The sequence below is a fragment of the Kitasatospora sp. NPDC101447 genome (assembly GCF_044767225.1).
Lineage (GTDB): Bacteria > Actinomycetota > Actinomycetes > Streptomycetales > Streptomycetaceae > Kitasatospora.
This window is the reverse complement of record NZ_JBIWNL010000070.1, coordinates 1-12,119: the sequence shown is the minus strand read 5'-3', so window position 1 is coordinate 12,119 and position 12,119 is coordinate 1. Positions and strand designations below refer to the sequence as shown.

The 12,119-nt window shown below is 75.9% G+C and carries 2 protein-coding genes; both read right to left on the bottom strand.

Translation table 11 applies throughout. From position 1 onward, the window contains the following. Positions 1-24: 24 nt before the first annotated feature. Entirely contained in the window at positions 25-7,233 is a 7,209-nt protein-coding gene (locus ACIRST_RS41960; RefSeq protein ID WP_402809977.1) for an amino acid adenylation domain-containing protein, read from the bottom strand. Next, entirely contained in the window at positions 7,233-12,083 is a 4,851-nt protein-coding gene (locus ACIRST_RS41955; protein WP_402809974.1) for an amino acid adenylation domain-containing protein, read from the bottom strand. Before ACIRST_RS41955 ends, ACIRST_RS41960 begins: the two co-directional genes overlap by 1 nt. Positions 12,084-12,119 lie beyond the last annotated feature (36 nt).

Genomic DNA, 12,119 nt, shown 5'->3' with positions numbered 1-12,119 from the left:
CTTCCGATCGTTTCCACTCGCAGGTCACAGCCGCTCCGCGAGGAAACGCCCGATGCGGGCCGTGTGCCGGGCATCCGTCATCAGATTTCCATGAGTGGACTCTACCGGGCACACCTCGACCGAACCACCCACGAAGGGTTGCCACAAGCTGACATCCAACCGGCCCGAACGGTCGGCTTCCGACTTCTCCTCGGCGGAGACGAAAAGCAGGTCGCCGTCGAAGAATTCGGGCCGGAATCGCCGCATGAGCCGGACATTGTTCACATAGACGTCCTTCAGCGCCAGGATGTCCTGCGCCTCAAGGTGCCGGAGGTTCTGGTTCCCGGACTGCAGGAACTCGCGGAAGCGCAGCAGGACGGCCTTCTCGTCTGCTATGAGCTCCTCGTCGTCGAAGGTGAAGCCCATCGCGCGCAGGTTGTGCGCGACGACCTCGTGCGGCACCGGGTCCTCGGTGACGGCGTCCGCGGCCTGCGGGTAGGCGTCGAGCAGGGCGAGGAGCGAGACCCGCTCGCCCTCCTCCTGCAGCCGGGTGGCCAGCGCGAAGGCGGTCAGGCCGCCGAAGGACCAGCCCGCCAGCCGGTACGGTCCGGCGGGTTGGACGGAGCGGATCCGGGCGAGGTAGTCCTCGGTCATCTCCGCCATCGAGGCGGGCAGGGCGCCCGAGCCGTCGAGCCCGCTGGCCTGGATGCCGTAGACCGGCACGTCGGGGCCGAGGTGGCGGACCAGGCCGGCGTAGCACCAGCTGAAGCCGCCGCCCGGATGCAGGAAGAAGACCGGCGCCGCCGTGCCGCGGGCCCGCAGCGGCAGCAGCCCCCGGGTGGCCCGCCCGCCCGCGGCGACCTCCTCCCCCGGGCCGGCCGCGTCCCCGGCCAGGGCCCGGGCCACGCCCGCGGGCGTCGGGGCGTCGAAGACCGCGCGCACCGGCAGGTCCGCCGCGAGTTCCTCGCGGATCCGGCCGACCAGCCGGGCGGCGAGGAAGGAGTGGCCGCCGAGTTCGAAGAAGTCGTCCTCGGCGCCCACCTCCGCCACCCCGAGGACCTCGGCGAACAGGGCGCACAGCGCGTGCTCCTCGGGCGTGGCCGGTGGCCGCGACCGCTCCTCGTTGCCCTGGTCGGGGGCCGGGAGCGCGGCCCGGTCGAGCTTGCCGTTGGGGGTCAGCGGCAGCGCCGCCAGGACGGTGAAGGCGGCCGGGACCATGTGCTCGGGCAGTCGGCGCAGCAGGTGCTCCCGCAGCCCGGCCGGGTGCGGGAGGGCGCCGTCGGACGCCACCACGTACCCGGCCAGGCGCCGGTCCCCGGGCCGGTCCTCGCGGACCACCACGGCCGCCTGGGCGACGCCGGGGGCGGTGACGAGGGCCGCCTCGATCTCGCCGGGTTCGATCCGGAAGCCGCGGATCTTGACCTGCGTGTCGGCGCGTCCCAGGTAGAGGAGCTGCCCGTCGGCCGTCCACCGGGCGAGGTCGCCGGTGCGGTACAGCCGGGTGCCGGGCGGGCCCCAGGGGTCGGCGACGAACCGCTCGGCGGTGCGGTCGGGGCGGTGCGCGTAGCCGCGGGCGAGGGCGGCGCCCGCGATGTAGAGCTCCCCGGGGACGCCCGTCGGCACCGGGTTGAGCCGGCCGTCGAGCAGCCGGACGGCCGTGTTGTCGACCGGCGCGCCGATCGGCGGCGCGGTGGGCGCCCAGTCGGCCGGGTCGTCGGCGAGCCGGACGGCGGTGACGACGTGCGTCTCGGCGGGGCCGTAGTGGTTGTGCAGGCGCCGGCCGGGCCGGGCCGCGCAGAAGGTCCGGATGGCGCCGTGCGGGGTGAGCGCCTCCCCGGCCTGGACGAGGTCGGTGAGCTCGGGCAGCGGCAGCCGCAGGGCGGTCGCCGCCTCGCACACCGCGTCCAGGACCAGGTTGGGGGCGTACAGCTCGTGGACCCGCTGCTCCTGGAGCCACCCGGCCAGCCGGGCCGGGTCGCGCCGGACGTCCTCCGGGCAGACCACCAGGGTCTTGCCGGCCAGGAGCGCGGAGAGCATCTCCTGCACGGACACGTCGAAGCTGACCGCGGTGAACTGGGCCACCCGGGTGCCGGGGCCGCCCGGGAGCTCCCGCTCGTGCCAGTCCAGCAGGTTGAGCAGGGCTTCGGCCGGCATGGTCACCCCCTTGGGGCGGCCGGTCGAGCCCGAGGTGTAGATGACGTAGGCGGGGTGGGCCGGGTGGTACGGGGCGCGGTGCCCGGCCGCGGCGTCGGCGCCGTCGCCCCGGGCGGCGAGGGCGGCCGTCACCTCGGGGGAGTCGACCGTCAGCCTCGGCGGCCCGGCCCGGTCCGGGAGGACGGCGTCCAGCTCACGTGTGGTCAGGACGAGGGCCGGCCGGGCGTCTTCGAGCATGTACGCGATGCGGTCGGCCGGGTAGGCCGGGTCCACGGGCAGGTAGCCGGCGCCGGCCTTGAGGACCGCCACGAGGGCGGTGACCAGGTCGACGGACCGGTGCATCGCGACGGCGACGAGGCTCTCGGGGCCCACGCCGCGCTCGCGCAGCAGCCGGGCGAGGCGGTCGGCCCGCTCGTCGAGCTCCCGGTAGCCGACCGAGCCGGCGGCGTCCTCCACGGCCGTGGCGAGCGGGCTGCGGGCGGCGGCGGCCTCGAAGCGGGCGGCCGGGCCGGTGTCCCGGGCCCGGGGGTGCTCGGCGCCCTTCCCGCGGGCCAACATCCGGTCCCGTTCGGGGCCGGTGAGCAGCCGCAGTTCGCCGAGGCGGCGCTGCGGGTCGGCGGTCACCTCGTCGAGCAGCCGCAGCAGCCGGTCGACGAGGGCGCGCGCCGTACCGGGGTCGAACAGGTCGGTGCTGAACTCCAGCCCGGCGCCGAGGCCGTCGGGGGTTCCGTCCGGGCCGTGCCGTTCGGCGAAGGAGAGCAGCAGGTCGAACTTGGCCGAGCCGGTGCCGGACGGCAGGGGTTCGGCGGTGAGGCCGGGCAGCCGCAGGCCGCCGTCGGCGGCCGCGCTGCGCTGGTCGGTGTTGTTGAAGGTGAGCATGGTCTGGAACAGGGGGTGGCGGGACTGCGCCCGCTTCGGGTTGACCGCCTCCACCAGCCGTTCGAAGGGCAGGTCCTGGTGCGCGTAGGCGGCGAGGTCCGTCTCGCGGACGCGGGCGACCAGCTCCTTGAACGTCGGGTCGCCGGAGGTGTCGGTGCGCAGCACCAGGGTGTTGACGAAGAAGCCGACCAGGTCGTCCAGGGCGTCGTCGGTGCGGCCTGCGATCGGCGTGCCGAGCGGGATGTCCTCGCCCGCGCCGAGCCGGGTCAGCAGGGCGGCGACGGCGGCCTGGAGCACCATGAACGGGCTGGACTGGGTGGAGCGGGCGAGGCCGCGGATCCGCCCGTACAGCGCTTCCGGGACGTCGTAGAGGACGCGGTCCCCCCGGTGGCCGGCGACCGCGGGCCTGGGCCGGTCGGCCGGCAGTGCCAGCTCCTCCGGAAGGCCGGCCAGGGCCTGCTTCCAGTAGGCGAGTTGGCGGGCCGCCGGGCTGTCGTCGGCGTCCTCGGCGCCGAGCACGGTGCGCTGCCAGAGGCTGTAGTCGGCGTACTGGACGGGCAGCGGCCGCCAGGCGGGGGCGGTGCCGCCGTGCCGGGCGGTGTAGGCGGTGACCAGGTCCCGGGCGAGCAGCGGGACGGACCAGCCGTCGCCCGCGATGTGGTGCACCAGCAGCAGCAGCACGTGCTCCCCGGCGCCGGTGCCGAACAGCCAGGCCCGTAGCGGGAGTTCACGGTCGAGCGCGAAGCCGTACCCGGCCGCCGCGGCGAGCTCCGCGTCGAGGCTCCCGGCCGGCACGTCGGGGACGTAGGTCAGCTCCGGTCGGCCGGCCGCGCCCTCGCGGACGATCTGGTACGGGCCCTCCGCGTCCTCCGCGAAGACGGTGCGCAGCGACTCGTGGCGCTCGGCGAGGTCGGCGAGGGCGGTCCGCAGCGCCTCCCGGTCGAGGTCGCCGGTGAGCCGCAGCGCGAAGGGGATGTTGTAGGTCGCGCCGGGCCCCTCGAAGCGGTGCAGGAACCACAGCCGGCGCTGGGCGAACGAGGCGGGGACGCGCTCCGGGCGGGGCGTGGCCCGCTCCAGGGCCGGCCGGGCGTCGCCGGCCGCGTCCAGGGCCCGGGCGAGGGCCGCCGGCGTGGGGTGCTCGAAGAGCTGCCGGACGGCGAGTTCGGCGCCGAGGACCGAGCGGACCCGGCCGACCAGCCGGGTGGCGAGCAGCGAGTGACCGCCCAGGTCGAAGAAGTCGTCGTCGATGCCGACCTGCGGCACGCCGAGGAGTTCGGCGAACAGCCCGCACAGGATGGACTCCTGCGGGGTGCGGGGCGCGCGCCGGTCCGCCGTGACGGGCTGCGTCGCGTCCACCGCCGGCAGGGCCCGCCGGTCGACCTTGCCGTTGCCGGTGAGCGGCAGCGCGTCGAGGAGGAGGAACGCGCCGGGCACCATGTAGTCGGGCAGTTCGGCGGCGACGTGGGCGCGCAGCGCGGCCGGGGACGGCTCGGTGCCCCGTTCGGCGACGAGGCAGGCGACCAGCCGCTTGTCGCCGGGGCGCGGCTCCTGGACGGTGACGACGGCCTGGGCGACGTCCGGGTGGCGGCCCAGGACGGCCTCGATCTCGCCCGGTTCGATCCGGAAGCCGCGCAGCTTGACCTGTTCGTCGGCGCGCCCGAGGTAGTCCAGGGTGCCCTCGGGCGTCCACCGCACGAGGTCGCCGGTGCGGTACATCCGGGAGCCGGCCGGCCCGTACGGGTCGGCGACGAAGCGCTCGGCGGTGAGTCCGGGGCGCCGCCAGTAGCCGCGGGCGAGGCCCGCCCCGGCGATGTGCAGCTCGCCGGCCGTGCCGGGCGGGACGGGCCGCAGCCCCGCGTCCAGGACCAGCAGCCGGGTGTTGTCCAGCGGGGTGCCGATCGGGACGGCGTCCGGGACGGGGCCGCCGGCGGGCAGCCGGTGCCGGACGGCGAAGGTGGTGGTCTCGGTGGGCCCGTAGCCGTCGACGACGGCCGTCCCGGGGCAGGCGGCCATCACCCGGCGGACCGACGCGGCGGGCACCACGTCACCGCCGGTCCAGACCTCCCGCACGCCGGCGAGGGCGTCGGGGGCCTCGTCCGCGACGAGCTGGAAGAGGCCGGAGGTCAGCCAGAGCCCGGTCACGCCGTGTTCGGCGACCAGTTTGCCGAGGACCTCGGTGTCGAGGTCGCCGGGCGGGGCGACGACGGCGGTGCCGCCGGAGAGCAGCGGCACCCACAGCTCGTACGTCGAGGCGTCGAAGGCGTGCGGCGAGTGCACCAGGACGCGCCGGTGGGCGCCGCCCGCGAACGACCGGTCGTGGGCGAGTTCGAGCACGTCGCGGTGGGTGACGGCGACGCCCTTGGGCGTGCCGGTCGACCCGGAGGTGTGCATCAGGTAGGCGAGCTGCTCCCCCGGGACGTGCCGCGGCAGCGCCGCCCCGGCGGGGGACGGCTCCGGGCCGTCGTCGTCGACGGCGACCACCGGGCCGGTGCCGAGCTCCGCCGCCCGGCCGGCGTTCTCCTGGTCGGTCAGCACGAGGCCGGTCCCGGCCAGCGAGGCGACCTGCCGCAGCCGGTCCACCGGGTCCCCCTGGCGCAGCGGCACGTAGGCCCCGCCGGACTTGAGGACGGCGAGCACCGCCACCACCAGCTCCGCCGAGCGCTCCATGAGCAGCGCCACCGGCGTCTCGGCCGTCACGCCGAGCCCGACCAGCCGGCGCGCCAGCGCGTCCGAGCGGGCGTCCAGCGCGGCGTAGTCGTACGCGGCGGTGCCGCACCGCACGGCGACGGCGTCGGGGGTCCGCCGGGCCTGGGCCCGGAACGCCTCGGGCAGGCCGCCCGCGGGCACCGGGGTGTCCGCGCCGCGGCCGAGGACCAGGGCGGCCCGGCGCTCGGTGTCGGAGAGCAGGTCCAGCCGGGCCAGCGGCAGGCCCGGCTCGGCGGCGACCGAGCGCAGCACCCGGACCAGCCGGTCCAGCACGGCCCGGGCGGTCGCGTCGGGGATGAGGTCGGGCTGGTGGTCCAGGCGCAGCCGCAGTCCGCCGCGGCCGACCGCCACCAGGGCGAGCGGGTAGTGGGTGGCGTCCCGGTTGCGGCTGCCGGTGACGGTGACCCCGCGGATGCCGCCGGGCCGGTCGTTCTCGGCCCCGATGTCCACCGGGTAGTTCTCGAACACCATGGTGGTGTCGAAGAGTTCGCCGGCCCCGGCCAGCCGCTGCACCTCGGCCAGGCCGGTGTGCTGGTACGGCTGGAGCCGGGTCTGCTCGTCCTGCACCCGGCGGACGGTGTCCACCAGGGACTCGTCGGACCGCAGGACGACGCGCACCGGCAGGGTGTTGATGAACAGCCCCACCATGGTCTCGATCCCGGGGACCTCCGGCGGCCGGCCGGAGACGGTGCTGCCGAAGACCACGTCGTCCCGCCCGGTCAGCCCGCTCAGGACGACCGCCCAGGCGCCCTGGACCAGCGAGTTGAGCGTGAGGGCCCGCTCGCGGGCGAGCGCGGTGAGCGCCTCGTGGGTGGCCCGGTCCAGCTCGGTCTCCAGCCGGCCCGGTACGACCGGGGCCCGCTCGCCCGCGTGCGGCGCGACCAGCGTGGGACCGTCGAGCCCGGCCAGGGCCTCGCGCCAGGCGCCCAGCGCCGACGCCTTGTCCTGGCCGGCCAGCCACTGCAGGTAGTCGCGGAACGGCCGGACCCGGGGCAGCGCGCTGTCGTCGCCCGCGGTGGCGTACAGCGCCAGGAGCTCCCGCACCAGCATCGGCCGCGACCAGCCGTCGAGCAGGATGTGGTGGTTGGTCAGCACGAAGCGGTGCCGCCGCTCGCCGAGCCGCATCAGGGTGAACCGCATCAGCGGCGGGCGGCCGAGGTCGAAGCGGCGCGTGCGGTCCTCCTCGACGGCCCGGTCCGCGGCCGCCGTGCGCTCCCCCTCGGGCAGCCCGGTCAGGTCCAGCTCCTCCCAGGGGAGCCGCACCTCGTACGGGATGAGCTGCACGGGGCGCTGCACGCCCGTGTAGCGGAAGGCCGCGCGCAGGTTGCCGTGCCGCCGCAGCAGGGTCCGGCAGGCCGCCTGCAGCGCCTCGGTGTCGAGCGTGCCCTCCAGGTCGATGGCCTGCTGCACGAGGTACACGTCCGGTGCCGCCTCGTCGTACACGCTGTGGAACAACAGTCCTTCCTGGAGCGGGGCCAGCGGCAGGATGTCCTGCAGTCCGGACTGCGTCGCCATTACCAGGTCCTCCACTCGTCTTCCAGCGATTCGATCTCGTCCTGGCTCAGCAGGCTCAGGGACACGTCCGAGACGGTCAGCCCGCCCGCGTCGGGGCGTTCGGCGTGCTCGGTCAGCGCCCGCAGGGCCTGGAACCAGAGGTCGGCCAGTTCCTCGACCTCGGCCCGGCCGAGGATGTCCCGCGCCCACGTCCAGGTGGCGGCCAGCTCGGGCCCGGCGGGCCCGTCGTTGGTACGGGCGTTGAGCTCCAGCGGGTGCGCGAGCGGCACCCTCGGGTCGGTGCCGCCGGCGCCGGCCGCGGTGGACAGCACGGTCCAGTCGGGCACGGCGGTGCTCCCCGCGCCCTGCGGCCCGGCCGTGGTGAAGCGGCCCAGGTAGTTGAACGCCACCTGCGGTCGGGGCAGTCCGGCGAAGCCGGGGGCCGTGGCCGGGTTGAGGTGGCGCACCAGGCCGTACCCCATGCCCTTGTCCGGCACCGCCCGCAGCTGCTCCTTGACCGCCTTGAGCGCGGCCCCGGCGGCCGGGCCGCCGGCGAACGCGTCGGCCAGGTCGGCGGTGACCGGGTCCAGCCGCACCGGGTACAGGCTGGTGAACCAGCCCACCGTCCGGGACAGGTCCGCTCCGCCGACCACGTCCTCCTCGCGGCCGTGGCCCTCCAGGTCGATCAGGGCCGTGCCGGCCGGGCTGCCCCGCCAGCGTGCCCAGGCCAGCGCGAACGCGCTCAGCAGCACGTCGTTGACCTCCGCCTTGAACACCGAGGCCACCCGGGTGAGCACCTGCTCGGTCACCTCCGTCGGCAGGGTCACCGTCAGGTGCTCCGCCGTGGCGTAGGTGTCCCGCTCCGGGTCCAGCGCCCGCCGGCCGATCCGCGGGTCGCCGGGCCGCAGCACCTGCTGCCACCAGCCGGCCTCCGCCGCCCGGGCGGGCTTCGCCGCCTCGTCGAACAGCCGCTGCGACCAGCGCCGCAGCGAGGTGCCGACGGCCTGCAGCCGGGGCTCGTGCCCGCCGCCCACCGCCCGGTACGCCTCCGCCAGGTCGGGCACCAGGATCCGCCAGGACACCCCGTCGACGACCAGGTGGTGGACGATCAGCAGCAGCAGGCCGGGCAGGTCGCGGCCGCGGTCGAACCAGACGGCCTGGAACACGCTCCCGGAGGCCAGGTCGAGCCGCTCGCGGGCGGCCCGCGTCTCCCGGCCGACCAGCTCCCGCTGCGCCTGCTCGTCCAGCCCGGCCGCGTCGACGCGGCGGACCGTCGCGGCGGCGTCCACGGCGCCGGGGGCTCGGACCTCCAGCCGCCGCTCGGGCGCCGGGGAGAGCCGGGCCCGCAGGGCGTCGTGGTGGTCGAGCAGGGCCCCGACGGCCGCCGCCAGGTGCTCCCGGGTCACGGACGCCGGGACCTGCACCAGCCGGGACTGGTTGTACTGGTCGGCGGGGCCGCCGCGTTCGAGGAACCAGTGCATGATCGGCGTCAGCGGCACCTCGCCGACCCCGGCGCCCGGCTCCTCGGCGCTCGCGCCCCCGGTCTCCCGGACGACCTCGGCCAGGGCCGCCACCGTCCGCTGCTCGAAGACGTCGCGGACCGACAGTTCGAGTCCGGCCCGGCGGGCCCGGCTGACCAGCTGGATCGACATGATGCTGTCGCCGCCGAGGTCGAAGAAGCTGTCGTCGATCCCGGCCTCGTCCAGGCCCAGCACGTCGGCGAACAGCGCGCACAGCGCCTTCTCGCGCTCGGTGCGCGGCCCGCGCCCGCCGGCGCCGTCCCGGTCCACCCCGTAGACGGGAGCGGGCAGGGCCCGCCGGTCGAGCTTGCCGTTCAGGGTGAGCGGCAGCGCGTCCAGCACGACCACGGCCGAGGGCACCATGTAGTCGGGCAGGGCGGCCGCGACCCGGGCGCGCAGGGCGTCGGTGTCGACCGCCGCCCCGGCGGCCGCGACGACGTACGCCACGAGGCGCTTGTCGCCGGGCCGGTCCTCGCGCAGGACCACGGCGGCCTGGGCGACCTCGTCGGGTGCCGCGAGCACCGCCTCGACCTCGCCGGGCTCGATCCGGAAGCCGCGCAGCTTGACCTGGTCGTCGACGCGGCCGAGGAACTCCAGCCGCCCGTCGCCGAGTCGGCGCACCACGTCGCCGGTGCGGTACATCCGCTCGCCGCCGCCCGCGAAGGGGGCGGCCACGAAGCGCTGGGCGGTCAGCCCGGCCCGGCCCAGGTAGCCGCGGGCGACACCGGCGCCGCCGATGTACAGCTCGCCCGCGACGCCCGGGGGCACCGGCCGCAGCCGCGCGTCCAGCACGTGCACCCGGGTGTTCCACAGCGGCCGGCCGATCGGGACGACCGCCTCGGGCACCTCCTGCGGCGAACGCAGCCGGTTGACCGTGGAGAACACCGTGGTCTCGGTCGGCCCGTACTCGTTGGCCACCACGATGCCGGGGCAGGCCTCCAGGACGCGCCGCACGGCGGCCGGGGACACCACGTCACCACCGGCCCAGACCTCCCGGACGCCCCGGAAGCCCTCGGGCCGCTCCTCCGCGAGCACCCGGAACAGGCCGGCGCTGACGAACAGTCCGGTCACCCCGCCCTCGGCGATCGCGGTCGCGAGGTCACCGGCGTCGATCCGCCCGGCGGGGGCGACGACGACGGTGCCGCCGGTCAGCAGCGGGGTCCAGATCTCGAAGGTGGAGGCGTCGAAGGCGTACGGCGAGTGCATCAGCACGCGCTCGTGGTTGCCGTCGCGCCAGAACCGGTCGGCCGCCAGGTGCACCACGTTGTGGTGGGTGTTGCCGACGCCCTTCGGGGTCCCGGTCGAGCCCGAGGTGTACATCACGTACACCAGCTGCTCGGCGTCCGTGGCCACGCCCGGATCGGTGGCCGGTCCGGAGGTCGGGTCGAGCACGCCGCCCGGCCCCACCCGCAGCACCGGCACGTCCACCGCGAACCCGACGGCGTCCGGGGCCCGGTCGGTGAGCAGGGCCACCGCCGCGGTGTCCCGCAGGATGAACTCGGAACGGGCGGCGGGCTGGTGCGGGTCGATCGGCACGTACACGCCGCCGGCCTTGAGCACCGCGAGCGTCGAGACGACGAGCTCCGCCGACCGCTCCTGCAGCACGGCGACCCGGCTCTCGGCGCGCACGCCCCGGCCGATCAGGAGGTGGGCGAGCCGGTTGGCCCGCTCGTTGAGCTCCCGGTAGGTGACCGTCCCGTCGGCGCCCGCGAGGGCCACCGCGTCGGGGCGGGCCGCCGCGTGCTCCTCGAAGAGCACGTGCACCGGGGTCCGGTCGCGGTGCTCGACGGCCGTGGCGTTCCACTCCACGAGGATCCGGTGCCGCTCGTCGGCGTCCAGGACCTCCACGTCGCCGATCCGGCCGTGCGGGTCCTCCACGAGGGCCGACAGTACGCGGACGAAACGGTCCGCGATGCCCTGCGCGGTGGCCCGGTCGAACAGGTCGGCGCTGAAGTCCAGCGCGCCGTCCAGAGCGGGCGTGCGACCGGACGCCGCACCGTGCTCGACGAGCTCGAAGGAGAGGTCGAACTTCGCGGAGGGCGCGCCGAGCGGGCGCCCGGTGACCGTGAGCCCGGCCGGGCCCGCAGCGGCGGGACCGGCACCGGCGGGACCGGCGGGACCGGCGGCTGCGGCGCGGGCGCCGCTGTCGAAGCTGAGCGCCGTCTGGAAGAGCGGGTGCCGGGCGAGCGAGCGCTCCGGGTTGACCGCCTCGACCAGCCGCTCGAACGGCAGGTCCTGGTGCGCGTACGCCTCCAGGTCCCAGGTGCGGACGCGCTCGATCAGCTCGGCGAACGTCGGGTCGCCGGAGGTGTCGGTGCGCAGGACGAGGGTGTTGACGAAGAAACCGACCAGGTCGTCCAGCGCGTCGTCGGTGCGGCCCGCGATCGGCGTGCCGAGCGGGATGTCCTCGCCCGCGCCGAGCCTGGTCAGCAGCGCGGCCAGCGCCGCCTGCAGCACCATGAACACACTCGCGCGCTGCTCGCGGGCCACCGCGGTCAGGCGCTCGTGCAGGCCCTCGGGGAACGCGAAGGCCACCCGGTCGCCCCGGTAGGAGGCGGTGGCCGGCCGCGGCCGGTCGAACGGCAGCGCCAGCTCCTCCGGCAGGCCGTCCAGAGTCCGCTGCCAGTAGGCGAGTTGACGCGACACCTCGCTCTCCGGATCGGTCTCGGAGCCGAGCAGCTCGCGCTGCCACAGACCGTAGTCGGCGTACTGCACCGGCAGTTCCTGCCAGGCCGGGGCCGCCCCGAGGACGCGCGCCGAGTAGGCGGCGGTCAGGTCGCGGACCAGGATGCCGCGCGACCAGGCGTCGCCCGCGATGTGGTGGGTCAGCAGCAGCAGCGTGCTGCGCTCCCGGCCCTCGCCGTCCGGCTCCGGGGGGAGCCTGAACAGCGAGGCCCGCAGCGGTACTTCCCGGCCCAGGTCGAAGACGTACCCGGCCGCGCGCCGCATCATCCGGTCCACGACCGCGTCATCGTCGTCGACCTGCTCGACGGCCAGCGGCACCTGCACCTGCTCCGGCTCCAGCACCACCTGGTAGGCGGCGCCGTCGGCGTCCTCGGCGAAGACGGTCCGCAGACTCTCGTGACGGGCGACCACGTCGGCCAGCGCGCCACGGAGCGCCTGCTCGTCGACCGGACCGGTCAGGCTCAGCGAGACCGGCATGTTGTAGGTGTCGCTCGGGCCCTCCAGGTGCTGGAGGAACCAGAGCCGCTGCTGGGCGTGCGACAGCGGCACCCTGGCCGGCCTGACCGCGCGGACCACCCGACTGCGCGAACCGGCCCCCGCATCCAGTGCGGTGGCGAGTTCGGCGACGGTGGAGGCCTCGAAGACCTGCCGAACGGCGAGTTCCACGTCCAGAACCGACCGGATCCGACTCACCAGCCGGGT